The organism is Pseudooceanicola onchidii (assembly GCF_004959925.1).
Lineage (GTDB): Bacteria > Pseudomonadota > Alphaproteobacteria > Rhodobacterales > Rhodobacteraceae > Pseudooceanicola > Pseudooceanicola onchidii.
The window spans coordinates 1063334-1085473 of record NZ_SPUW01000001.1 but is presented as its reverse complement, the minus strand read 5'-3'; the positions used below and the strand labels follow the sequence as shown (position 1 = coordinate 1085473).

The following is a 22140-nucleotide window of genomic DNA, read 5'->3' as shown; positions in this document are numbered from 1 at the left end:
GGGCGGTCGTGGCGGGGCCTCGCGCCCTACCCCTCAGCGCCGGAACCACGCCGCATCCCGCACCCGCGGATCGTTCCAAAGCCGCCGCCCGGAGACCTCCCGGGCGGTTTGCACATGCAGGCCGCTTTGGGTCCAGCGCAGGGCCACGGCTCCGGTGTCGCGCAGGCGCGGCGGGTCGAAGACCTCGCACGGCAGCCCCTTGGGCGCGGGTTGGTTCAACACCAGAACCTCGCCCGCCCGGCACTGCGCCGCCGCTGCCGCTCGCTTGCCCCGCAGGTGGATCACCGGCACATCCGCAACGGGCCACAGCCCGGCCGCCTCGGCCTGCGTCGAGCCGGATCCGTCGTTTTCAAGCCAGACCTCGGCAACAAATCCCGCGCCCTTGTCCCGGCTCAGCGCGCGGCCCTCGGGGGTCAGGACGCCCACGATCTCTCCGCCATCGTCGATCAGGACTGGCGGACGTTCGGCCCCGACCCAGAGCACCCCGGCCAGGATCAACGGCACCACCCCGGCCAGGCACCCCGGCCCCCGCCACAGCGCCAGCATCAGCCCCCCCGCGGCATAAAGCGGCAGGACCCAGGGGCCCGGCGCGGGCATGTGACCCACGGCGCCCTCCCAGCCCTGCACCACCCGCGCGACGCCCAGCACCCAGTCCAACCCCCAGCCCATCACGGTCAGCGGCACGACCTCGAGCCCCAGGGGCATCACCACCAGCGACAGCACGCCCGCGGGCATCACCAGCGCGCCCATCAGCGGCACGGCGGCAAGGTTCGCGATCAGCCCGTAGTGCGCCAGCATGTTGAAATGCGCCGCGCCGACCGGCGCCGTCGCCAGCCCCGCCACCGAGGATGAGATCACCACAGTTGCCACGGCTTTCACGGGGCCCGGCCAACCGGTCATCCGGCCCCGCAGCAGGGCAAAGACCGCCACCAGCGCCGTGGTCGCGGCAAAGGACATCTGGAACCCCGGCGACAACAGCGCCTCGGGCCGCAGGATCAGCACCACCAGGGCGGCCAGCGCCAGCGCGCGCAGGGTGATGGCCCGGCGGTCGGCGATCAGCGCGACAAAGGCGACGGCCGCCATGACAAAGGCGCGTTCCGTGGCGATGGCCCCGCCCGACAGCGCCAGATACCCCGCCCCCGCCGCCAGCGCGCCCATGGCCGCCATCGACCGCACCGGCCAATTGAGCGCGATGCGCGGCACCGCCGCCCCGATCAGCCGCAGGCTGGCATAGACGAACCCCGCCACCAGCCCCATGTGCAGCCCCGAGATCGCCAGAAGATGCGCCAGGTTGGTGCGGCGCAGCGCCTCGGTCACCTCCAGGCTCAGACCCGATCGGTCGCCGGTGATCAGCGCGGCGGCGATGCCCCCCGTCTCGCCCGGTAGGGCGGCGCGGATGCGGGCCGACAGGGCCATGCGGGTGGTGAAGATCCGGGTCTCTCCGGCCTGCGGCGGGGCCAGGGCCAGCACCGGCACGCGGGTATAGCCGATGGCACCCAGCCGATCGAACCAGGTGTGGCGCTGGAAATCGAAGCCGCCCGGTTCGACCGGCCCGCCCGGCGGCGACAGATGCGCCGTGGTGATCACGGTCAGCCCCGGCACCGGGTCGATGAACCCCTGCTGCCCGTGCAGGGACAGGCGCACCCGGGCCGGTGTTCTGGCGGTCGACACGCTGTCCAGCCGCACCCGGTCCAGCGTCAGGCGCACCGCGTCCGATCCGGATCTGTCGATGCCGACGATCCGCCCCTCGACCGCGCCGTAATAGCGCCAGCCCAGCACCGGCTCGGCCACCATCTGGGCCCGCGTCGCCGCCAGCGCCAGACCGGCGCAGACCAGCGCGACACCCCAGACCAGCGGACGCAGCACCGCCCCTGCAAGGATCACCATCCCCGACAGCAGCGCGGCGATCCCGGCCAGCATCAGCACCCGGGTGACGTCGGGTTCTTCGTCCACCAGGAAATACAGGCCGATCCCCAGCCCCAGGGCCACCGGCACCCACGGGAACAGGTGACCGCGCTGCGCCAGGATGATCCCGGCCGGCACAGCAGCTGTGCGGTGCAGCACATCGGCGCCCCCGTGCGGCACTTGTCTCCTCCGTGATCGCCCGCTAGATACTGCGACAGCTTGGCCCCGCCTGGTAAACGAAAGGTTACTTCTCCACCGTGTCCACCGAGGTCGTTACCCGATTTGCCCCGTCCCCCACTGGTTTCCTTCATATCGGAGGCGCCCGGACGGCCCTGTTCAACTGGCTTTACGCGCGTGGCCGTGGCGGGAAATTCCTGCTGCGGATCGAAGACACGGACCGCGAACGTTCGACCCCCGAGGCGACCGCCGCCATCCTTGCCGGGATGGACTGGCTGGGCCTTGATTACGATGGCGAAGCCGTGTCGCAGGCCGAAGGCGCCGACCGCCACCGCGCCGTCGCGCTTGAGCTGCTGGACGCCGGGAAAGCGTACAAGTGCTTTGCCACGCAGGATGAAATCGAAAAGCAGAAGAAAATTACGAACAAGGATGGAAAAGCGCTTTTTCGATCGCCGTGGCGGGACGCTGACCCGTCCACTCATCCTGATCGACCTTTTGTTGTTCGTATTAAGTTTCCGCAAGAGGGTCATACGATTGTTCACGACGCCGTTCAGGGCGACGTACAATTCCGAAATAGTTTGATGGACGACTTCGTCCTGCTGCGGTCGGACGGGACACCGGTCTACATGCTGGCGGTGGTCGTGGATGACCACGACATGGGCGTGACCCATGTGATCCGCGGCGACGACCACCTGAACAACGCCGCGCGCCAGATGGCGATCATCGAGGCCATGGGCTGGCCGGTGCCGACCTATGCGCATATCCCGCTGATCCACGGGCCCGACGGCAAGAAGCTGTCCAAGCGGCACGGCGCGCTCGGCGTCGAGGAATACCGCGACATGGGCTATCCGGCGGCGGGCATGCGCAACTATCTGACCCGCCTGGGCTGGAGCCATGGCGACGACGAATTCTTCACCGATGCGCAGGCGCGCGAGTGGTTCGACCTTAAAGGCATCGGCAAATCGCCTGCCCGGCTCGACTTCAAGAAGCTCGAGAATATCTGCGGCCAGCACATCGCGGCCTCGGACGATGCTGCGCTGCTGCATGAACTGCAGGCTTTCCTTGCGGCCACCGGCCAGCCGACACTGGATCCGGCCAAGGCCGCGCTGGTCGAAGCGGCCATGCCGGTGCTGAAGGAACGCGCCAAGACGTTCCCGGAACTTCTTGAAAAAGCACACTTCTGCTTGGCCGACCGGCCGCTCGACATCGAACCCAAGGCGGCGAAGAACCTGACCTCTGAATCCCGTGGTATACTGAACGATTTGACGCCGCAGCTGCAAAATGCTACGTGGGATCGTCACGAACTGGAGGGCCGGTTGAACAGCTTTGCCGAAGAGCGCGGGCTCAAGTTCGGACAGCTTGCGGGGCCGCTGCGTGCAGCTCTGGCGGGACGGGCCGCAACGCCCAGTGTTTTCGACATGATGACGGTTCTCGGGCGCGACGAGGTGATCGCGCGCCTGCACGATGCGGGGACGGCCGAGGGATCGTAAGGATCCGGCAACTCCCCTGGACTACAAGGGCGCGCGGCGAAGACCACGCGCGGAAGGAAGAGAGAAGGGAAGAGTATGACAGACACGAACAAATCGGCAACGCTCAGCATTGGTGACAAGACCTACGATCTTCCGATCCTCTCGCCGAGCGCCGGGCCCGATGTGGTCGACATCCGCAAGCTCTATGGTCAGGCAGACGTGTTCACCTATGACCCGGGCTTCACCTCCACCGCGTCCTGCGACAGCTCCATCACTTATATCGATGGCGAAGCGGGCGTGCTGCTGCACCGCGGCTACCCGATCGACCAGCTGGCCGGCAAATCGCACTTCCTCGAAGTCTGCTACCTGCTGCTTTACGGGGAACTGCCGACCGCCGCGCAGCTGGAAGACTTCGAAAAGCGCGTGACCAACCACACGATGGTGCACGAACAGATGCACCGGTTCTTCACCGGCTTCCGTCGTGACGCGCACCCGATGGCGGTCATGACCGGCGTCGTCGGCGCGATGTCGGCCTTCTATCACGACAGCACCGACATCTCGGACCCCTGGCACCGCGAGGTCGCCTCGATCCGCCTGATCGCCAAGATGCCGACCATCGCCGCGATGGCCTACAAGTATTCGATCGGCCAGCCCTTCGTGTACCCGCGCAACGATCTGGACTATGCGTCGAACTTCCTGCGCATGTGCTTCTCGGTCCCGTGCGAGGAATATCACGTCGACCCGATCCTGGCGCGCGCCATGGACCGGATCTTCACCCTGCACGCCGATCACGAACAGAACGCCTCGACCTCGACCGTGCGTCTGGCGTCTTCGTCGGGGGCGAACCCCTTTGCCTGCATCGCGGCCGGTATCGCCTGTCTCTGGGGTCCGTCGCACGGCGGCGCCAACCAGGCCTGCCTCGAGATGCTCAAGGAAATCGGCACGCCCGACCGCATCCCCGAATTCATCGCCCGCGCCAAGGACAAGAACGATCCGTTCCGCCTGATGGGCTTCGGGCACCGCGTCTACAAGAACTTCGATCCCCGCGCGACGGTGATGAAGCAGTCCGCGGACGAAGTGCTGGACCTGCTGGGTGTGGAAAACAACCCGATCCTCGCCACCGCGAAGGAACTGGAAAAGCAGGCGCTTGCGGACCCCTACTTCGCCGAGAAGAAGCTGTTCCCGAACGTCGACTTCTATTCGGGCATCATCCTCGAGGCCATGGGCTTCCCGACCTCGATGTTCACGCCGATTTTCGCGCTGTCGCGCACCGTCGGCTGGATTTCGCAGTGGAAAGAGATGATCGAAGATCCGCAGATGAAGATCGGCCGCCCGCGTCAGCTGTACACCGGCCCGACGCAGCGCGACTATGTCGATGTCGAAAATCGCTGATCTGTCAGACAGTTGAAGGAAACCGCCGGGCCATGGGTCCGGCGGTTTTCGTTTGCGGGGATGGGGTCAGCGCACCGCGATGACCGTCGCATCATGGCTGCGGCCGTGGGCGCGCCGACGTCGCAGGCGTTCGGTCAGCAGCCGCCCGTGATGGCCACGTGCCAGCGTCCGGGCCGGGGGATGCGCCGCCGGCCCCAGGGCGAGATGCGGGAAGACCGCCTCGATCTCCTGCATCAGGCTGCGCGGCAGTCTGCGATGCGCCTCCTGCCCGATCAGCAGGGTCTCGGTCGGCAGGCCGTTGGCATAGATCACCTCGTGCCGGTCCAGCAGGATGTGACGATAGCGGATGCCGCCCTTGACCTTGCACTGCTGCACCTTGTTGACCTTGGCCAGGTGCTTGACCGCGATCAGCATCTCGTCCTCGCCGAACATCTGCGCCATCAGCTTGCCGCCGGTCAGCACGCGATGCTGCGGTGACAGGGTCAGATCCCGATCCGGCAGGCCGGGCCCGAAGCAATCGGCCCTGATCCGGTACGGGCGCAGGTTGGGTTCGGCCTCAAGCCGCCGCCGCCCGATCTGGGTCGACCCGATCCAGCGGATCGGCTGCGGCCCGTGGTCCCGGGTCATGACCAGGTCGCCCACCTGCAGCTTCTTGATCGGAACCGGGCCCGTGGGAGTCAGGATCCGCGCATCCCCGGTAAAGCAGGGCACGAACGAATTGTCGTCGCGGGTGAACTGGTTCAGCGCGTCATAGCCGCTGCTGTTGACGCTGGTGATCTGGAAGGACACGACGCCCTTGTCGTCCAGCGTCGCCTGGCTGTCGTAGATCGTCAGGAACAGTGCGCCGGTCTGGTCCTGGAACACCGCGAAAGTGTCGGTCAGCGTCGTGCCGTCGTTGAAGGTGATCGTGCCGGTGACCAGCGCGATGCTGTCGATCTGCGTGGTGACGGGCCCGCCACCAAGGTCATAGCTGATCGTGTCGGGCGTGCCGTTGTCGCTGTGATCGGCCGTGACCGAATTGTCGTCGTCCACCCCGAAGCCATCCGGCGGGCTGTTCGTCACGACATCGGTGCGGCCTTTGTATAGGGGGGTGCCAACGGACCCATAGGTGCCGATCAGGCTGCCCGGCGATTCCATATCCTTGTCGGTCTCGTCCGTGTCGAGATCCGCCAAGGCGCCCAGATAGAGCGTTGATATGGTTACGTTGTTCGCCATACATCCACAGGTTTCGACGGCGCAGGGTCATCTGCGCCCCATACCTGTGTACAGATGTGCAACGGCGGCATTGCGGAAACCGCGCGACAATAATGGGGCCGCGCGGGTCATTGTCTTGTCGCTTTACACCCTCAGGTTGCGCGCACCGGTGGCCATCACCGCCCCTCGTATTTCGGCGCGCGCTTTTCAAGGAAGGCGATCACACCTTCCTTGAAGTCCCGCGACCCGCCGCAGGCGCCCTGGGCCTTGCCCTCGTGGTCCAGTTGCTGCTGCAGGTCGTTGTGCCAGCTGCCCCGGATCGCGTCCTTGATGCGCGCGAAGGCAACCGTCGGGCCGCTGGCCAGCTGCGCCGCGCGCGCCTTCCAGGTAGCCTCGAAGGCGTCATCGGCCACGGCTTCCCAGATCATGCCCCAGGCGTCGGCGTCCCGCGCGCTGATCTTTTCGCCGAACAGCGCCGCGCCCATGGCCTTGGGCGTGCCGACCGACCGGGGCAGCACATAGGTGCCCCCTGCATCGGGGATCAGGCCGATCTTGCTGAAGGCCTGAAGGAAGTAGGCGCTTTCGGTCGCGATCACCACGTCGCAGGCCAGCGCGATATTGGCCCCTGCCCCGGCGGCCGGGCCGTTCACGGCGGCGATCACGGGCACGGGCGCCTCGGCGATCGCGCGGATCAGGGGCTGGTATTCGTCGCGCAGGGTGCGTTCGAGGTCAGGGTTGGCGATGTCGCCGCTGTCGCTCAGATCCTGGCCCGAACAGAAGGCCTTGCCGTTGCCGGTCAGCACGACGACCCGCGCGTCCCGTGCGCCGGTGCGCACCGCGTCGGCCAGTTCGGCCCGCATCTGGCTGTTCAGCGCGTTGTACTTGTCCGGCCGGTTCATCCGGATGACGGCGGTGTCGGTGTCGATCTCAAGCGTGATGGTGTCGTAGCTCATGGCGGGCCCTCCTGTCTGGGGGCCGATCCAATCAGATTGCCCGGCAGGGGCAAGAGAAACCCTCCGTCACCGATCGAGAATTTGGCGCAGCCGGTCCTCTTCTTCCTCGGACAACTCCTGTTCCGGGGCGGCGGCGCGGCGGCGCAGGAACAGCCCGCCGATCAGCAGCGCCAGGGCCAGCATCGCGGGCCCCGCAGCCCAGAGCACCCAGTTCGACCCGCGCGTCGTCGGGTTCAGCAGCACGTATTCGCCGTACCGGTCGACGACGAAATCGATCACCTCATCGTCGGTGTCGCCCTCGGTCAGCCTTTCGCGCACCAGAAGGCGCAGGTCGCGGGCGAGGTCGGCGTTGCTGTCATCGATGTTCTCATTGCGACATACCAGGCAGCGCAGTTCCTTCGAGATCTCACGCGCGCGATGTTCCAGCGCCGGATCAGCCAGGATTTCGTCGGGTTGCACCGCCATGGCGGGTGTCGTCGCCAGGGCGATCAGAAGCGCCAGCGCCGTGGGGTGCTTGATCTCACGCACCATGGCCCAGATCCGTCTCATTCCGCGGGCACCCCCTGCATCGGCGCCTTGCGTGCCCCTGCGGCCACGCGATACCGGCGGTCGCTCAGGCTCAGCGCGCCGCCCAGGGCCATCAGGATCGCCCCGCCCCAGATCCAGTTCGCCAGCGGCTTGACGTAGGTGCGGAAGGCCCAGCCCCCACCGTCCTGCGGGTCACCGATCACCACGTAGACGTCGCGCATCAGCCCGCCGTCGATGGCGGCTTCGGTCGTGGGCATCCGCGCCACGGGATAAAACCGCTTCTCGGGATAGAGCGTCGCAATCGCGCGGTCGCCCTTGGCCAGCCGCACCGTCCCGGTGGTCGAGATATAGTTGGGCCCCTGCACCCGTTCGACCGCGTCCAGCGTGATCGTGTAGCCAGACAGCGTCAGGCTGTCGCCTTCGGTCATGACGCGGATATCCTCGGTCTGCCAGGCGGTCAGCCCGGCGACACCGGCGATGGTCACGCCCAGCCCGGCATGGGCGACAACCCGGCCGTAATCCGACCGTTGCAGCCGCAGCAGGCGGCGCCAGTCGGATTTGCCCTTGCGCGCCCACAGATCGATCCCCGCGCCGATCACCAGCCATGTCGCCAGCATCAGCCCCACGGGTCCAAGCGCACTGCGCCCAGTCTGCACCGCGAAGATCAGCACCAGCACCGCCACGGCCAGCACCAGCGCCGGCACCAGCTGCCGCAGGGCGCGGCCCGCCTTGGCGCGTTTCCAGGGCATCAGCGCGCCCAGGGGCAGCGCCACGCCAAGCGCCACGAAGAAGGGCGTGAAGGCCATGTCGAAGAAGGGTGCCCCGACCGACAGCTTGCGGTCGAACAGCAGTTCGGAAATCAGCGGCCAGACCGTGCCGACGAAGACGACGAAGGCCGCGACCGCCAGCAGGATGTTGTTCAGCACCAGCATGCTCTCGCGGCTCATCAAGGCAAAGACGCCCTTCGACGACAGCACCTCTGCCCGGGCGGCGAACAGCGTCAGCGCGCCGCCCATGAACAGCGCCGTGATTGCCAGCAGGAAGACCCCGCGCTCCGGGTCGGTCGCGAAAGCGTGCACCGAGGTGATGATGCCCGAGCGGGTGATGAAGGCGCCGATCAGCGAAAACCCGAAGGCGACGATGGCCAGAAGGATCGTCCAGCTTTTCAGGCTTTCGCGCTTTTCCACCACGATGGCCGAATGCAGCAGCGCCGCCGCGATGAGCCAGGGCATGAACGACGCGTTCTCGACCGGGTCCCAGAACCAGAAGCCGCCCCAGCCAAGCTCATAATAGGCCCACCAGGATCCAAGCGCGATGCCGATGGTCAGAAACACCCAGGCGGCCAGTGTCCAGGGGCGGACCCACCTGCCCCAGGCGGCATCCACCCGGCCTTCGATCAGCGCGGCGACGGCGAATGAGAAGGCCATGCTCAGCCCGACATAGCCGAGGTAGAGGAAAGGCGGATGGAAGGCGAGGCCCGGATCCTGCAGCAGCGGGTTCAGGTCATGGCCATTCATCGGCGGCACGGCGAGCCGCAGGAAGGGGTTCGAGGTGAACAGAAGAAAGGCCAGGAAGGCCAACCCGATCGCCCCCTGCACCGCCAGCACGCGGGCCTTCAGCGTGGGCGGCAGCGCCCCCCCGAACCACGAGGCCGAGGCGCCGAACAGCGCCAGGATCAGGATCCACAGCAGCATCGAGCCCTCGTGGTTCCCCCAGACGCCCGTCACCTTGTAAAGCATGGGCTTCAGCGAATGCGAATTGTCCGTCACCAGCTTGAGCGAAAAGTCGGACGTGACAAAGGCATAGGTCAGGGCCGCGAACGAAAAGCCGACCAGCAGGAACTGCGCGTTGGCGGCAGGTTCCGCCACCGCCATCCAGCCCGGCCAGCGTTTGTGGGCGCCGATCAACGGCACGACGGTCTGGATAAGCGCCACGACAAGCGCGAGGATGAGGGCGAAGTGACCAAGTTCTGTAACCATGCCGAAGGTTATAATCCGCCCCCGGAAAAGCGCCAACGACTTCGCGCGCTTGGGCCGGATCACATTGTCGCGGGTCGGTGGCCCCCTCCCTAACCCTCCCCCGATCCGGGGGAGGGAATGGCCGCGCACCCGGTGGAAACGGTGCGCGCCCTGCCCCGAGAGCACAACGCCACACCCGACGCCCCACGCAACACAGTCCCCTCCCCCGGATCGGGGGAGGGTTAGGGAGGGGGTCCGCATAAAGGACCCCGTCCCGCCGCTCCGCACACTGCCCCACCCGCTCACCCCCCGTCACAAAGGCGTCACGAAAGCATCATATGGCCTGCCGACATCCTGCGCGGCGGGCCTCCGGCTCTGGAAACACGCGCGGGCAGCGGTTACATTCGTCCCAATCCCGCAGAGGCAACGCCATGACCTCCCAGATCGACAAACCTTCGAACCGGCAGATCGCCCGCGACATCTCTTACGCGCACTCCGCCGCGACCAAGGGCGGACGCGCGCTGATCCGGGTGATGGAGAACATGACCGGCCGCCCCGGCCTGATCAAACGCGCCGACGGCTATGCGCAAGAGGTCGAAAGCGGCCGCGATTTCTGGTCCGTCATGGTCGACCGCTACCGGCTTTCGCTGCGCGTCACCGGCGGGTCGCTTGACAATATCCCCCGCACCGGGCCGCTGATCCTCATCGCGAACCACCCCTATGGCATCCTTGACGGGCTGATGATGGGGCACGTGCTGCAGCAGCAGCGCGGCGACTTCCGCATCCTGGCACACCGCGTCTTCCGCAAGGCCGAGGACATCAACAAGATCATCCTGCCGATCTCCTTCGACGAGACCAAGGAAGCGGTGCAGCAGAACATCGAAACCCGCAAGGAATCCCTGCGCTACCTGGCCGACGGCGGCGCGATCGGCGTGTTTCCCGGCGGCACCGTGTCGACGGCGCTGCGCCCGTTCTCCAAGCCGATGGACCCGGGCTGGCGCGGTTTCACCGCCCGGATGATCGCGAAATCCGAAGCGACCGTGGTGCCGATGTTCTTTGCGGGCCATACCTCGCGACTGTTCCAGCTGGCCTCGCACCTGCATTCGACCCTGCGCATGGGGCTTCTGATCAAGGAATTCCGATCCCGCGTCGGCACGCCCGTTGAGGTGGTGATCGGTGATCCGCTGACCCGCACCGACCTTGCGCCCTATATCAAGGACACCAAGGCGCTGATGGATTTCCTGCGCAAGCGCACGTACGAACTTTCGCCGCAGCCTCTCAAATCCTTTGAATATGGGTTTGAATTCGAAGATAAGCACCGCACCGGCGACGAACCGCGCCGGGTATATTGACGGCCCGCGCCAGAGGCTTGGCGCAAAACGGGATAGTGTGATGGCAGTAGGTGTTTTCGACAGCGGCCTTGGCGGGCTCACGGTGCTGGACGCGGTGGTCAAGCGCCTGCCCGAGGTGCCCTTCGTCTACTTCGGGGACAACGCGCATGCGCCCTATGGCGTGCGCGACGCGGACGATATCTACGACCTGACGACCGCCGCCGTGACGCGCATGTTCGACGCGGGCTGCGACCTGGCGATCATCGCCTGCAACACCGCCTCGGCGGCCGCGCTGCGGCGCATGCAGGAAGGCTGGGTGCCGCGCGACAAGCGGGTGCTGGGTGTCTTCGTGCCGCTGATCGAGGCGCTGACCGAACGCCAGTGGGGCGACAATTCCCCCCCGCGCGAGGTTGCGGTGAAACACGTCGCGCTCTTCGCCACACCGGCGACCGTGGCCAGCCGCGCCTTCCAGCGTGAACTGGCCTTCCGCGCCATCGGCGTCGATGTCGAGGCGCAGGCCTGCGGCGGCGTCGTCGACGCGATCGAGGACGGCGACATGATCCTGGCCGAAGCGCTGGTGCGGTCCCATGTCGACGCGCTCAAGCGCAAGATGCCCACCCCCGAGGCCGCCATCCTGGGCTGCACCCACTATCCCCTGATGCAAGAGATCTTCCAGGACGCGCTTGGCCCCGACGTCGCGGTCTATTCCCAGGCCAACCTGGTCGCGGACAGCCTGGCGGACTACCTGTCGCGCAAGCCCGAATTCATCGGCTCGGGCCGCGAGTCGATGTTCCTGACCACCGGCAACCCGGCCAAGGTGTCGAACGCGGCCACGCAGTTCCTGCGACGAAAGATCACCTTCGTCTCTGCCTGATCTGGCGCATCCTGCGCCCCGTACCTATCTCGACGCCAAGGCGTCCGACCCCAAGAGGGCCATCATGACCAAGAAAATCGCAATCATCGGCGCATCCGGCTACACCGGTGCGGAACTCATCCGGCTCATCTCCTCCCACCCGGGGATGGAGATCGCCGCCCTCGCCGCCAATTCCAAGGCGGGCCAGAAGATGTCGGATGTCTTCCCCTTCCTGCGCCACCTCGACCTGCCGGAACTGGTGACCTGGGAACAGATCGACTTCTCCGGCATCGACCTGTGCTTCTGCGCCCTGCCGCACAAGACCAGCCAGGAGGTGATTTCCCAGCTGCCCGCCGACATGAAGATCGTCGACCTGTCCGCCGACTTCCGGCTGCGCGACCCCGAGGCCTACAAGAAGTGGTACGGCAACGATCACGCCGCCGTCGAGATGCAGAAAGAGGCCGTCTATGGCCTGACCGAGTTCTACCGTGACGAGATCGCGGGCGCCCGGCTGGTGGCGGGCACGGGCTGCAATGCGGCGACCGGGCAGTTCACCCTGCGGCCGCTGATCTCCGCCGGGGTGATCGGGCTCGATGACATCATCCTCGACATGAAATGCGCCGTGTCGGGCGCGGGCCGGTCGCTCAAGGAAAACCTGCTGCATGCCGAACTCTCCGAGGGCTACAACGCCTATGCGGTCGGCGGCACGCACCGGCACCAGGGCGAATTTGACCAGGAATTCTCGAAGCTTGCCGGGCGTCCGGTGCAGATCCAGTTCACCCCGCACCTGCTGCCGGTGAATCGCGGGATCCTGTCCACGGGCTACGTCTCGGGCGAGCCGCAGGCGGTCTACGACGCGCTGGTCGCGGCCTATGCGGACGAACCCTTCGTGCAGGTGCTGCCCTTTGGCCAGACGCCCTCGACCCACGACGTGCGCGGGTCGAACTTTGTCCATATCGGCGTGACCGGCGACCGCATCGCGGGCCGCGCCATCGTGGTCACCGCGCTCGACAACCTGTGCAAGGGGTCGTCGGGCCAGGCGCTTCAGAACGCCAACCTGATGCTGGGCCTGCCGGAAACCCAGGGGCTGATGATGGCCCCCCTCTTCCCGTGAGGGCTGCATGAAAGGTCTGAAAAAACAGCGCCGTATCCAGATCATCCTGCTGGCGGTCGTGGCTTTGGTCACGGCCACCGCGCTGGTCGGCTATGCCATGCGCGACGGCATCAACTTCTTCCGGTCGCCCACGCAGGTCGCCACCGAACCGCCTGCGCCGAACGAAACCTTCCGCCTGGGCGGGCTGGTCGAAGGCGGCACGCTGGCCCGCGGCCAGGGTGAAACGGTGCGCTTTTCGGTGACCGACGGCAATGCCTCGATCCCCGTCACCTTCACCGGCATCCTGCCCGACCTCTTTGCCGAGAACCAGGGCATGATCGGCACCGGGCGCTACGTGGACGGCACCTTCGAAGCGACTGAGATCCTTGCGAAACACGACGAAAGCTACATGCCGAAAGAGGTCGTGGACGCCTTGAAGGAACAGGGCGTCTACCAGGAGCCCGAGACCAACTGAGGTCGCCTCTGGCCCGGAACAAGGCGCGCAGCGCCGCCGGGCCATCGCCCGTCCGCCCCCTCGGGCGGGCGATGTTTTGACGCCAGCGCAGGTTCAGTTCTTCGATGTGAAGGTGCCATAAATCGAAGCCCTCACCCGTGGATCGCCCACCCGGCGGACAGGCGTTGCCCCGTCGTCCCGACCGCCGCGCGGTGGTCCAAGACTTCGTTAACCATCCCCCGGCATCCTCTCGCGCATAACAAAACGCGAGGCAGTGATGCAGAAGATCCGACAGATGGCGCAGGCCATCGTCGCCCGCGAGGGCGGCTATGTGGACGATCCCGATGATCCGGGTGGCGCCACCAATTTCGGCGTGACCATCGGCACGATGCGCCAGCTTGGGCTGGACCTGACCGGCGATGGCCAGATCACGGCTCAGGACGTGCGGGCACTGACCCGCGACCGCGCCGCGCAGATCTTTGTCGACCGGTACTTCCACGCGCCGGGCATCGACCAACTGCCTGAGATGCTTTGGGACAGCGTCTTTGACATGCAGGTCAACGCAGGCGCCAACGCGGTCAAGATCCTTCAAGGCCTGTTGAACCGCATGGGCGCACGGCTGACCACCGACGGCGTGATCGGACCGCAGACCGTGGCCGCCGCTCAGGATGCCGCCCGCCGCGCGCCCGATCATCTGACCGATGCCTACGGGATCGCGCGCCGGAACTACTATTTCGCCCTCGCCGACCGCCGCCCGGCCAGCCGCAAATTCGCCCGCACCCGCGCGGGTGGCAAAGGAGGCTGGATCACCCGGGCCGAGGCCTTCATCGCCCCCCGCTACCACCTCACAGAACAAGAGTTCCGCAAAAGGACCGCCTCATGGGACTGATCTCGACCCTGCTCAACACCGTCTTCGGCGGCCATCGAAACGTGCTGCGCGAAACGGCAGAAGTCTTTCGCGAGAATGCGGAAAATGCCGGTCAGCGCGATGCGACCGGCTCTCGGCCGCGCTGGCCCAGCATGCCGCCGAATTCCGCGCCACACGGTCGGGGTTCGACGTGATGATCGACGGGCTGAACCGCCTGCCCCGCCCAATGCTGGCATTCGGAACGATCGGTCTGTTCATATCCGCTATGACGGACCCGGCGTGGTTCGGCGAACGGATGCAGGGCCTGGCCCTGGTGCCCGAGGCTTTGTGGTGGTTGATGGGCGCCGTGGTGAGCTTTTATTTCGGCGCGCGCCATCAGCTGAAAGGCCAGCAATTTCAACGCGAAATCGCCGAAACCCTGTCACGTTCGACGCCCCCGGTCACCACAGCCTCCACGCCCGTCCCGCAGGACGATGGCGCGCCGAACGCCGCGCTGGACGACTGGCGCGCAGGCACCACCGCATGAGGTCATGCGGCGGTACAGATCGTTTATTCTGCGGCCTTGGCCATCCCGCCACCGGCGCGGAAGCTGGCCAGCAGCGCCTCGCGTTCCTTGGCGGTCTTGGCCTCGTTGGCCGCCTTGACCGGGCCGAAGCCCCTGATCTTCAGGGGCAATTCGGCGATGGCCACGGCGATGTCACGGGTGGCGGGCGTGACCTTGGGCAGCACCTCGGCCATGTCGGCCTCGTACTGCTTGATCAGGGCGCGCTCCATCCGGCGTTCCTCGGACCGGCCGAAGGGATCGAACGGCGTGCCGCGCAGCACCTTCAGCCGGGCGAGAACTGACAGCGGCGTCTTCATCCACGGCCCGAACTGGCGCTTGCCGGGGCGACCGTTCTCCTCTTTCCCGGCCACGACGGGCGCAGCAAGGTGATAGGTCATGCGGAAATCGCCGTCGAATTCGGCCTTGGCCTTCTTCTCGGTGTCCAGAAGAAGCCGCGCGACCTCGTATTCATCCTTGTAGGCCAGCAGCTTGTGATAGCCCTGCGCCACGCCCAGCTTCAGGGTATCGTCGCTGATCCCCTCGACCATCTTGCGGTACTTCTTGGCCAGCCCGCGCCCGGTGTGGGCGCGCAGGTGATCGGCCCGGAAGTCGATCTTTTCCTGCAAGGACAAGGGCTTCTGCACCACGGTCGTGGTCGCGCGCTTTGCGGCCTCTTCGGGGTGCAGCGCGGCCCAGCGACCGATGGCGAAGGCGTGCAGGTTCTTGTCGACCGCCGCGCCGTTCAACCGGATCGCCCCTTCTATCGCGTCCAAAGTCAGGGGCAGCAGCCCGTTCTGCCAGGCCGCCCCCAGCACCATCATGTTCGAGAAGATGGAATCCCCCATCACCACCCGCGCCAGCTCGGACGCGTCGAACAGCGCCACCCGGTCGCCCAGCCGCGCCTCAAGCTGCATTTCAAGCCGGTCGAAGGGGATCTGGAATTCGGTGTTGCGGGTGAAATCCCCGGTGATGATCTGGTGAGAGTTCACCACCGCTCCGGTCTGTCCCTGGCGCGTCAGGCCCAGGGTCTTGGCGCCGGCGCTGACCACCAGATCGCCGCCGATCAGGGCGTGCGCCTCGCCGGTAGCGACGCGGATCGCACTGATATCTTCGGGCTTTTCCGCCAGTCGGACATGGATATGCACCGCGCCGCCCTTCTGGGCGAGGCCAGCCATCTCCATCATGCCCGCGCCCTTGCCGTCCAGCTGCGCGGCCTGCGCCAGCAGCGCACCGACGGTGACGACGCCGGTGCCGCCAACGCCGGTGATCACCACGTTATGGGTGCCCTGGATCGCGGGCAGCACCGGGGCGGGAAGGTCCGGCAGGTCGATGCCCTGCCCGGTCGCCTTCTTGACCTTCGCGCCTTCCAGCGTAACGAAGGATGGGCAGAAGCCCTTGAGACAGCTGAAGTCCTTGTTGCAGGACGACTGGTCGATCTGGCGCTTGCGGCCCAGTTCGGTTTCCTTCGGGACGATCGAGACGCAGTTCGACTGAACGCCACAATCGCCGCAGCCTTCGCAGACATCCGAATTGATGAAGACCCGCTTGTCGGGATCGGGGAACTGCCCGCGCTTGCGACGACGGCGCTTTTCGGCGGCGCAGGTCTGCACATAAAGGATGACGCTCACCCCCTGGACCTTGGCCATCTCCTTCTGGACGCTCTCAAGCTCGGCCCGTTCGTGCCAGCCGACGGACTTGGGGAAATCCTCGCGCCGGGGTTCTTCCTTTTCATCGTAGACCACGCTCAGCCGGCGCACGCCCATGGCGGTCAGCTCGTGCGCGATCCGGTCGGGGGTCAGACCGCCTTCGTTCTTCTGGCCACCGGTCATGGCGACGGCGTCGTTGAAGAGGATCTTGTAGGTGATGTTCGCATCCGAGGCGAGCGCGGCCCGGATCGCCTGCACCCCCGAATGGTTGTAGGTGCCGTCACCAAGGTTCTGGAAGACGTGCCCGGTGCTGGAAAACGGCGCCTCGCCGATCCAGTTCGCGCCCTCGGCCCCCATGTGGGTAAAGCCCTGGGTCGAGCGGTCCATCCACTGCACCATGTAGTGGCAGCCAATCCCGGCATAGGCGCGCGATCCCTCGGGCACCTTGGTCGAGGAGTTGTGCGGGCAGCCGGAACAGAAATACGGCAGACGCGCCGCGATCTCGGGCGCGTTGTCGTTGCGCTTGGCCTCATCCAGCGCGCTCAGGCCCGCGCGGATGCGATCGGTGTCGCGGCCTTCGTCGATCAGGATGCCGCCCAGCTTCTGCGCGATCCAGATGGGATCCAGCGCGCCGCGGGTCGGGAACAGTTCCTCGCGGTGCAGGCCGCCGGCGCCGCCCTTGTACCAGCCCCAGACGCGGTAGCGGTTGTCGTCGAACAGTGCCTCCTTGATCTGGACCTCGATCAGCTTGCGCTTTTCCTCGACCACGACGATCAGGTCCAGCCCCTCGGCCCAGTCGTGAAAGCTCAGCATGTCCAGCGGGAAGACCTGCGCGACCTTGTAGGTGGTGATGCCCAGCCGTTCGGCCTCGCCCTCATCGATGCCCAGCAGGGCCAGCGCGTGCTGCAGGTCGAGCCAGTTCTTGCCCGCCGCGACAAAGCCGATCTTGGCACCGGGCTTGCCCCAGTGCCGACGGTCCAGCCGGTTGGCGCGCGAAAACGCCTCGGCCGCGAACCGCTTGTGGTCGATCATCCGGGTTTCCTGTTCGGTCGGCGTATCGACAAGGCGGATGTTCAGCCCGCCCTCGGGCATCGGGAAATCCGTGGGCGTGACCAGCGACATGCGATCGGGGCGGCCGTCCACAACGCTCGTCGCCTCGACCGTGTCCTTCATGGTCTTCAGCCCCACCCAGACGCCCGCATAGCGCGACAGCGCCCAGCCATAGACGCCAAGGTCCAAAATCTCCTGCACCCCGGCCGGAGAGACCACGGGCATGTAGGCATCGACCAGCGCCCATTCGGACTGGTGCAGCACGGTCGAGGATTCGCCCGTATGGTCGTCCCCCATGGCCATCAGCACGCCGCCATGGGGCGACGTGCCCGCCATGTTGGCGTGTTTCATCGCGTCGCCCGACCGGTCGACCCCCGGCCCCTTGCCGTACCACAGGCCAAAGACCCCGTCGAAGCGCCCTTCGCCCCGCAGCTCGGCCTGCTGCGATCCCCAGAGCGCGGTGGCGGCCAGGTCTTCGTTCAACCCCTCGTGAAACTTGATGTCCGCGGCGGCCAGCTGCTTGGCGGCGCGGGTCATCTGCATGTCGACGGCGCCCAGAGGCGATCCGCGATAGCCCGTGACATATCCGGCGGTGTTCAGCCCCGCCGCCCTGTCGCGCGCCTTCTGCATCAGCATCAGACGGACAAGGGCCTGCGTCCCGTTGAGCAGGACCGGGCTTTTCTCAAGATCGAAACGGTCGTTGAGCGTAATCTCTGGCTTGGTCATGTGTGTTCTCCCTGCCTCGATATTAACCGAGAAAAGGGTCAGAATATATGACTGATTTTGGTTTTTGCCGGAATTCCCCTTAACGTGAAGGGGATGACGGTCTATGTGACGGATGATTACCCGTATCGCAGGTTTGAGGGCGGAAAGTTAGCATCATGGATTGGGATAAACTCAGAATCTTTCACGCGGTGGCGGACGCGGGCAGCCTGACGCATGCCGGCGATACGCTGCACCTGTCGCAATCGGCGGTGTCCCGCCAGGTGCGGGCGCTGGAAGAATCGCTGAATGCCACCCTGTTCCACCGCCACGCGCGGGGCCTGATTCTCACCGAGCAGGGCGAGCTGCTGTTCGACGCCACCCGCGCCATGGCCAAGCGGCTTGATACCGCGACCGCGCGGATCCGCGACAGCGAGGAAGAGGTCTTCGGAGAGCTGCGCGTGACCACGACAACCGGCTTCGGGTCGCTCTGGCTCGCGCCGCGCCTGCCGAAGTTCTACGAGAAGTACCCGGACCTGAAGATCGACCTGATGCTGGAAGAACGCGTGCTGGACCTGCCCATGCGCGAAGCCGACGTGGCGATCCGCATGAAGGAACCCAGCCAGGCCGACCTGATCCGCAAGCGGCTGATGTCGGTGCGGATGCGCATGTACGCCAGCCCCGAGTACCTGGATCGGCGCGGGCGGCTCGAGACGATGGAGGACATCGGCGCACACCGGCTGATCTGCCAAAGCCCCGCGGCGGCGCAGGTCGCGGCGGGCGCCGGGCTGGTCAACGAACTGCTCAGCCATGATGTCGCGTCGCTGCTGACCGTGAACAGCTATTTCGGCGTGTTGCAGGCGGTGATCAACGGGCTGGGGATCGGCGTGCTGCCGGACTACCTGGTCGAGGATTTCCCGACCCTCGAACGCGTGCTGCCGGATGTCGAAAGCCAGGAAGTGCCCGTGTTCCTCGCCTTCCCAGAAGAGCTGCGGCATTCCAAGCGGATCGCGGCTTTCCGCGACTTCGTGCAGGAAGAGATCATCGCACACCGCAAGCGGCTGAAGGAAACGCGCCCCGACGAGGTTGGCCAGCGCAGCTGAGGTCCGCACCATCAAGGCTTGCACAAATCGCATATCGGCCATGCTGCACCTGCGTCATTTTGCAACTTGATCGACTCTGACACGACGCATATGTGCACTCGTGACGGTGATGCTGCTTAACGCTTCATCATCTTCATACCTCCCTGTTGGACTTGGCCGGACTTTATGTCCGGCCTTTTTTCTTTCCGCTTGTAGTCGCGGCGAAAACTTCTCTGCACCGCAGCGTGTCGAATCACGCCCCGGGCGGGCTTCATCTTGCCAGAAATACTCATTCCGCCCCCTGCAACGGGCGGTAGGTCGGGCCTCGGGCACGTCATTCCCCCTTCGCGCCCCTTCCCCCCATGGGCGACCTGTCGTAAAGGAGGCCATCTTCGACCAGGCGCCAGACGGGGGACGACATGCAGGAACCGGCCATCACAGAAGAGCTGATCGCGAGCCACGGGATCAAGCCCGATGAATATGCCGAGATCCTCAAGATCCTGAACCGGGAGCCGACGTTCACTGAACTGGGCATCTTTTCGGCCATGTGGAACGAACACTGTTCCTACAAGTCGTCGAAGATCCACCTCAAGACCCTGCCCACCACCGGGCCGCAGGTCATCTGCGGGCCGGGCGAAAACGCGGGCGTGGTCGATATCGGCGACAACCAGGCCGTGGTTTTCAAGATGGAAAGCCATAACCACCCGTCCTACATCGAACCCTACCAGGGCGCGGCGACCGGCGTGGGCGGCATCCTGCGCGATGTCTTTACCATGGGCGCGCGTCCGGTGGCGGCGATGAATTCGCTGTCCTTCGGCGAAGTCGCGCATCCCAAGACCCGGCAGCTGGTGCATGGCGTGGTCGAAGGCGTGGGCGGCTACGGCAACTGCTTCGGCGTGCCGACCGTGGGCGGCGAGGTGCGGTTCGATCCGGCCTATAACGGCAACTGCCTGGTCAATGCCTTTGCCGCCGGTCTGGCCGATGCGGACAAGATTTTCTACTCTGCCGCTTCGGGCGTCGGCATGCCGGTCGTCTACCTGGGTGCCAAGACGGGCCGCGATGGCGTCGGCGGCGCGACCATGGCCAGCGCCGAGTTTGACGACACCATCGAGGAAAAGCGCCCCACGGTGCAGGTGGGCGATCCGTTCACCGAAAAGCGGCTGATGGAAGCCTGCATGGAGCTGATGCGCACCGGTGCCGTGATCTCGATCCAGGACATGGGGGCCGCCGGTCTGACCTGTTCGGCGGTGGAGATGGGCGACAAGGGCGGCCTCGGCATCAAGCTTGAGCTTGACCGCGTCCCCTGCCGCGAAGAGGGCATGACCGCCTACGAGATGATGCTGTCGGAAAGCCAGGAGCGGATGCTCATGGTGCTGGATCCGTCCAAGGAAGCCGAGGCGAAGGCCGTCTTCGACAAGTGGGACCTCGACTTCGCCATCGTGGGCGAAACCATCCCCGAAGACCGCTTCCTGATCGAACACAAGGGCAAGGTCTGGGCCGACCTGCCGCTGTCGAAACTGTCGTCGATGGCACCGGAGTACGACCGGCCGCACGTGCCGACGCCAGCCGCCGCGCCCCTGGGCGACATCCCGGCGGTCGATCCGATCGACGGTCTGAAGGCGCTGATCGGGTCGGTGAACTATGCCTCGCGGCAGTGGGTCTATGAGCAATACGACAGCCAGGTGATGGCCGACACGATGCGCATCCCGGGCTTTGGCGCGGGCATCATCCGGGTGCACGGGACGGACAAGGCGCTGGCCTTCACGTCCGACGTCACCCCGCGCTACGTCAAGGCGAACCCGGTCGAGGGCGGCAAACAGGCGGTGGCCGAGGCGTTCCGGAACCTTGTCGCTTCGGGCGCGCGGCCGCTGGCCTCGACCGACAACCTGAACTTCGGCAACCCCGAAAAGCCCGAGATCATGGGCCAGTTCGTCGGCGCGATCAAAGGCATCGGGCAGGCCTGCACCGCGCTCGACATGCCGATCGTGTCGGGCAACGTGTCGCTTTACAATGAAACCGACGGCCAGGCGATCCTGCCGACCCCGACCATCGGCGCCGTGGGGCTGATCGACCATGTCGATCACGCGATCACCGGGCTGGCGCGGGACGGACACGTCGCGCTGCTGGTGGGCGAGACCAAGGGGCATCTGGGCCAGTCGGCCCTGCTGGCCGAGGTCTTTGGCCGTGTCGAAGGCGACGCGCCGCATGTGGACCTGGCAGCCGAGCGCGCGGCGGGCGAGTTCATCCTGGCCAACCGCGACACCATCCGCGCCTGCACCGATCTGAGCGATGGCGGCCTTGCGCTGGCGGCCTTCGAGATGGCCGAAGCCTCGGGCGTGGGGGTCGTGCTCGACGACAGCGATCAGGGTCACCTGTTCGGCGAAGACCAGGGCCGCTACCTGGTGGCCTGCAACTTCGACGCCGCCGAGGCGCTGATGGTGGCCGCCGGCCAGGCGGGCGTGTCGGTCACGACCGTCGGCAAGTTCACCGGCGATCACGTCAGCATGGGCGGCAGCAGCGCGCCGCTGGCAGAACTGTCGGCGCTCTACCGCGGCACCTTTGGTGAGGCTTTCGCCTGAAATCGCCCCTCCCGGCCGTCTTGCAAGACAGATGGCCGGGGATTACATCTTTGACAGACCCATCAATCACAAGGCGGATCATGCCCATCCAGGCCCAGGATATCGAAGACCTTATCCGTGAAAGCTTCCCGGACGCGAAAATCGACGTCCAGGGCGACGACGGCCAGCATTTCGCCGCGACCGTGGTCGACGAAAGCTTTCGCGGCAAGAACCGGGTGCAGCAACAGCGCGCCGTCTATGCCGCCCTGAAGGGCAAGATGGACGGCCCCGCCGGAGAGCTTCACGCCCTGGCGCTGACGACCCGCGCCCCGGAATGACATGTCGGACCTGTTCGATATCTGGCACCTCTGCCCTGATATCGC

Annotated in this window: 16 protein-coding genes and 1 pseudogene; 11 read left to right on the top strand and 6 right to left on the bottom strand. The window is 66.0% G+C overall.

Going from position 1 to position 22140, the window contains the following annotated elements; all coding sequences use genetic code 11:
* Positions 1-33: 33 nt before the first annotated feature.
* Positions 34-2085, bottom strand: coding sequence for a ComEC/Rec2 family competence protein (locus tag E4S58_RS05205; RefSeq protein ID WP_240789463.1), 2052 nt, complete (start codon positions 2083-2085; stop codon positions 34-36).
* A 77-nt stretch (positions 2086-2162) separates the two neighbouring features.
* Between E4S58_RS05205 and gltX the strand changes: the two genes are divergently transcribed.
* Positions 2163-3572, top strand: a complete 1410-nt coding sequence (gene gltX / locus E4S58_RS05200; RefSeq protein WP_136635275.1) for a glutamate--tRNA ligase — start codon at positions 2163-2165, stop codon at positions 3570-3572.
* A gap of 75 nt (positions 3573-3647) precedes the next feature.
* Positions 3648-4943, top strand: a complete 1296-nt coding sequence (gene gltA, locus E4S58_RS05195; protein WP_136635274.1) for a citrate synthase — start codon at positions 3648-3650, stop codon at positions 4941-4943.
* A 66-nt stretch (positions 4944-5009) separates the two neighbouring features.
* Here the strand turns inward: gltA and E4S58_RS05190 are convergent, their stop codons facing one another.
* The 4 genes from E4S58_RS05190 to E4S58_RS05175 form a co-directional block, all read right to left on the bottom strand.
* On the bottom strand, positions 5010-6158 hold the full coding sequence (locus E4S58_RS05190; protein WP_136635273.1) for a Hint domain-containing protein: 1149 nt from the start codon (positions 6156-6158) through the stop codon (positions 5010-5012).
* A 155-nt stretch (positions 6159-6313) separates the two neighbouring features.
* Complete coding sequence (locus E4S58_RS05185; RefSeq protein ID WP_136635272.1) at positions 6314-7090, bottom strand: enoyl-CoA hydratase-related protein; 777 nt, start codon at positions 7088-7090, stop codon at positions 6314-6316.
* A 66-nt stretch (positions 7091-7156) separates the two neighbouring features.
* Complete coding sequence (locus E4S58_RS05180; protein WP_136635841.1) at positions 7157-7621, bottom strand: cytochrome c-type biogenesis protein; 465 nt, start codon at positions 7619-7621, stop codon at positions 7157-7159.
* Positions 7622-7635: 14 nt separating this feature from the next.
* Positions 7636-9597 carry a heme lyase CcmF/NrfE family subunit gene (locus E4S58_RS05175; protein ID WP_136635271.1) on the bottom strand — a complete coding sequence of 654 codons (1962 nt, stop codon included), beginning with the start codon at positions 9595-9597 and terminating at the stop codon, positions 7636-7638.
* Between the two features lie 410 nt (positions 9598-10007).
* Between E4S58_RS05175 and E4S58_RS05170 the strand changes: the two genes are divergently transcribed.
* The 6 genes and pseudogenes from E4S58_RS05170 (at position 10008) to E4S58_RS05145 (ending at position 14701) form a co-directional block, all read left to right on the top strand.
* Positions 10008-10928 carry a lysophospholipid acyltransferase family protein gene (locus E4S58_RS05170; RefSeq protein ID WP_136635270.1) on the top strand — a complete coding sequence of 307 codons (921 nt, stop codon included), beginning with the start codon at positions 10008-10010 and terminating at the stop codon, positions 10926-10928.
* A 40-nt stretch (positions 10929-10968) separates the two neighbouring features.
* Positions 10969-11781 carry a glutamate racemase gene (murI, locus tag E4S58_RS05165; protein WP_136635269.1) on the top strand — a complete coding sequence of 271 codons (813 nt, stop codon included), beginning with the start codon at positions 10969-10971 and terminating at the stop codon, positions 11779-11781.
* A 64-nt stretch (positions 11782-11845) separates the two neighbouring features.
* Positions 11846-12874: an N-acetyl-gamma-glutamyl-phosphate reductase gene (argC, locus tag E4S58_RS05160; RefSeq protein ID WP_136635268.1), complete on the top strand. Its 1029-nt coding sequence runs from the start codon at positions 11846-11848 to the stop codon at positions 12872-12874.
* A 7-nt stretch (positions 12875-12881) separates the two neighbouring features.
* On the top strand, positions 12882-13328 hold the full coding sequence (gene ccmE / locus E4S58_RS05155; RefSeq protein ID WP_136635267.1) for a cytochrome c maturation protein CcmE: 447 nt from the start codon (positions 12882-12884) through the stop codon (positions 13326-13328).
* A 256-nt stretch (positions 13329-13584) separates the two neighbouring features.
* On the top strand, positions 13585-14196 hold the full coding sequence (locus tag E4S58_RS05150) for a holin-associated N-acetylmuramidase (protein WP_136635266.1): 612 nt from the start codon (positions 13585-13587) through the stop codon (positions 14194-14196).
* Positions 14187-14701 (top strand): annotated as a pseudogene (locus E4S58_RS05145) (holin family protein). Before E4S58_RS05150 ends, E4S58_RS05145 begins: the two are co-directional and overlap by 10 nt.
* Before the next feature lie 23 nt (positions 14702-14724).
* On the opposite strand, the gene E4S58_RS05140 reads toward E4S58_RS05145, so the two are convergent.
* Complete coding sequence (locus E4S58_RS05140; RefSeq protein ID WP_136635265.1) at positions 14725-18141, bottom strand: indolepyruvate ferredoxin oxidoreductase family protein; 3417 nt, start codon at positions 18139-18141, stop codon at positions 14725-14727.
* 155 nt (positions 18142-18296) lie between these two features.
* Here E4S58_RS05140 and E4S58_RS05135 point away from each other — a divergent pair, with 155 nt between their 5' ends.
* The 3 genes from E4S58_RS05135 to E4S58_RS05125 all read left to right on the top strand — a co-directional run bounded on the left by E4S58_RS05135 (position 18297) and on the right by E4S58_RS05125 (position 22095).
* The gene (locus E4S58_RS05135; protein ID WP_136635264.1) at positions 18297-19220 is read left to right on the top strand and encodes a LysR family transcriptional regulator; all 924 of its coding nucleotides are present in this window, start codon (positions 18297-18299) and stop codon (positions 19218-19220) included.
* 398 nt (positions 19221-19618) lie between these two features.
* Positions 19619-21778: a phosphoribosylformylglycinamidine synthase subunit PurL gene (gene purL, locus E4S58_RS05130; protein ID WP_136635263.1), complete on the top strand. Its 2160-nt coding sequence runs from the start codon at positions 19619-19621 to the stop codon at positions 21776-21778.
* A gap of 80 nt (positions 21779-21858) precedes the next feature.
* Positions 21859-22095, top strand: coding sequence for a BolA family protein (locus E4S58_RS05125; RefSeq protein ID WP_136635262.1), 237 nt, complete (start codon positions 21859-21861; stop codon positions 22093-22095).
* The last annotated feature ends 45 nt before the right edge of the window (positions 22096-22140 follow it).

Coding starts and splice junctions, on each gene's coding strand:
- gltA (WP_136635274.1), top strand. CDS start 3,648: ATGACAGACACGAACAAATCGGCAACGCTCAGCATTGGTGACAAGACC.
- E4S58_RS05190 (WP_136635273.1), bottom strand. CDS start 6,158: ATGGCGAACAACGTAACCATATCAACGCTCTATCTGGGCGCCTTGGCG.
- E4S58_RS05185 (WP_136635272.1), bottom strand. CDS start 7,090: ATGAGCTACGACACCATCACGCTTGAGATCGACACCGACACCGCCGTC.
- E4S58_RS05180 (WP_136635841.1), bottom strand. CDS start 7,621: ATGGTGCGTGAGATCAAGCACCCCACGGCGCTGGCGCTTCTGATCGCC.
- E4S58_RS05175 (WP_136635271.1), bottom strand. CDS start 9,597: ATGGTTACAGAACTTGGTCACTTCGCCCTCATCCTCGCGCTTGTCGTG.
- E4S58_RS05170 (WP_136635270.1), top strand. CDS start 10,008: ATGACCTCCCAGATCGACAAACCTTCGAACCGGCAGATCGCCCGCGAC.
- murI (WP_136635269.1), top strand. CDS start 10,969: ATGGCAGTAGGTGTTTTCGACAGCGGCCTTGGCGGGCTCACGGTGCTG.
- argC (WP_136635268.1), top strand. CDS start 11,846: ATGACCAAGAAAATCGCAATCATCGGCGCATCCGGCTACACCGGTGCG.
- ccmE (WP_136635267.1), top strand. CDS start 12,882: ATGAAAGGTCTGAAAAAACAGCGCCGTATCCAGATCATCCTGCTGGCG.
- E4S58_RS05150 (WP_136635266.1), top strand. CDS start 13,585: ATGCAGAAGATCCGACAGATGGCGCAGGCCATCGTCGCCCGCGAGGGC.
- E4S58_RS05140 (WP_136635265.1), bottom strand. CDS start 18,141: ATGACCAAGCCAGAGATTACGCTCAACGACCGTTTCGATCTTGAGAAA.
- E4S58_RS05135 (WP_136635264.1), top strand. CDS start 18,297: ATGGATTGGGATAAACTCAGAATCTTTCACGCGGTGGCGGACGCGGGC.
- purL (WP_136635263.1), top strand. CDS start 19,619: ATGCAGGAACCGGCCATCACAGAAGAGCTGATCGCGAGCCACGGGATC.
- E4S58_RS05125 (WP_136635262.1), top strand. CDS start 21,859: ATGCCCATCCAGGCCCAGGATATCGAAGACCTTATCCGTGAAAGCTTC.